General features: G+C 70.4%; 1 protein-coding gene. It reads right to left on the bottom strand.

Translation table 11 applies throughout. The features are described from left to right. On the bottom strand, positions 1-1,666 hold a 1,666-nt coding region (locus tag EII35_RS15370), incomplete at its 3' end, for a DUF7824 domain-containing protein (RefSeq protein ID WP_148098962.1). Between the last annotated feature and the right edge of the window lie 9 nt (positions 1,667-1,675).

The raw sequence follows: 1,675 nt of genomic DNA, 5'->3' as shown, positions 1-1,675 counted from the left end.
GGGCGTCGATGTCGGCCAGTTCGTCGCAGCGGTCGCGGTCGCATCGTCCCAGCGCGACGGCGAGGTCGGCGGGTTCCAGGGCGATGCCGTCCCGACGGTACCGTTCGATGCGCCTGCGGAGGTCGGCGGCGGTGACCTCCCAGCGGCTCGTGCTCGGAGTCGACAACAGGACCGGGAGTTCTCCCAGTCGGTGGAGGACGCCCCGCATCCGCTGTGACCCGAGGAAGGACAGCGAATCGCCGTCCTGGGTGGGAGACGGTGGCTCCGTGCCGACAACGATGGTGCCATTCCCCAGCGTTCCCAATAACTGGGTGAGGGCGCTCCCGGCGTCGTGGGGGTCGATGCTGCGGCAGGCCGTGACGACGACCTCGGGGCCGCGCTTCGACGCGGTGGCCACCAGTACCGCGAGCAGCCGCTCCTCCAACTCCGGGTTGCGCGAGTCGTACCGAATGTCCTGGATCAGGGCCAGCAGGTCCGGCTCCGCCAAAACCAGTTGGTCGAGGCCGGGGAAGGGCTCGGGGTCCGGCAGGGAGGGTTCCTGCCACAGGCCCCGGGTCCCGGTCTCCGGGGTGGGTGCGTTGCCCCACGACTCGCACAGTGTGCTGGCGAGCTTGGCCGTGGTGGTGTCGGTGCTGTGCGCCAGCTCGGTCACCAGGTCAACCAGCTCCGCCGATGGGGTGGTGAGTTGTCCGAGGCGCTTCAGCACATCGTGCTTGAGGCCCTTCTCCTTGCGGGGAAGGATGGCCAGGGCGATCCGGGTGAGGGCCTCGTCGTCGATTTCGGTGCCGAGCAGGGCGCGGGTGAAGGCGGCGACGACGTGGGCGTCGGCGACGTCGAGGGCGCCAAGCATGCGCTCGGGCTGGGTGGCGGGGTCGAGGTCGAGGCCCTCGATCCAGGCCAGGGCCTGACGTTGGATGGTGGGGCGTTCCCCGCGCTCGATGACTCCCAGCAGCCCGTCGAGCAGAGCGGCGTCGTCGGTGGGTTCGCTGCGTCGGAGCGTCGCTGCGGCCTCACGGATCTCGGCGACGTACTTCTCCCGGTCGTAGCTGGGGGTGTTGAAGGTGCCGGGGGTGACGCAGGCGGCGAGGAAGTGCTCCTGCCAGCGGGTGCCTGGCGTGGGCATGGTGCTCGTGGCGCGGTTGAGGTAGGGGCGGGAGTCCGGGATGGGGATGTCCACCGCGCCGACGAGACGCGAGACGAGGGGGTGGGTGGCCCGGGCCAGCTGACGGTTGCGCAGGACGCCGACGATGAGGGTGGCGGTCCACTTCGGACCTCGTGCGGTCGCGAGGCGGACGAAGGGGTCGATTCCGCCGTCGGCGTGGAGGTAGTACACGGTCTCCAGGGTGAACAACGCGGCGACCTTCGCTGCCGGAACCTCGAGGGCGCCGGCGGCGAGCACCAGCCGGGCGGCGACGCGGAGTCGCGTGTTGTGCGCCTCGAAGTCCTCCTGGGTGAAGGCCTCGCCCGCCGCCTCGCCGTCCTCGTCGAGCCACACCGCGCTGGGGGTGACCTTGCCGGGGTCCAGTTCCTTCCGCCACTGGGTCAGCGACTTCGGGGCCTGTTTCGACAAGGCGGTGCGGTCGGCGTCGCTCAGTGCCTCCAGCCGGGAGACGAGGTCCTCGGCGTTCTGGCTGGTCCTGATGAGGTTCGGGATGTCGATGGTCACAGCTGGTCC

Origin of the sequence: Arachnia propionica (genome assembly GCF_003932785.1) — a bacterium.
GTDB lineage: Bacteria > Actinomycetota > Actinomycetes > Propionibacteriales > Propionibacteriaceae > Arachnia > Arachnia propionica_B.
The sequence above is the reverse complement of the archived record's forward strand: the minus strand, read 5'-3'. Positions and strand labels throughout refer to the sequence as shown.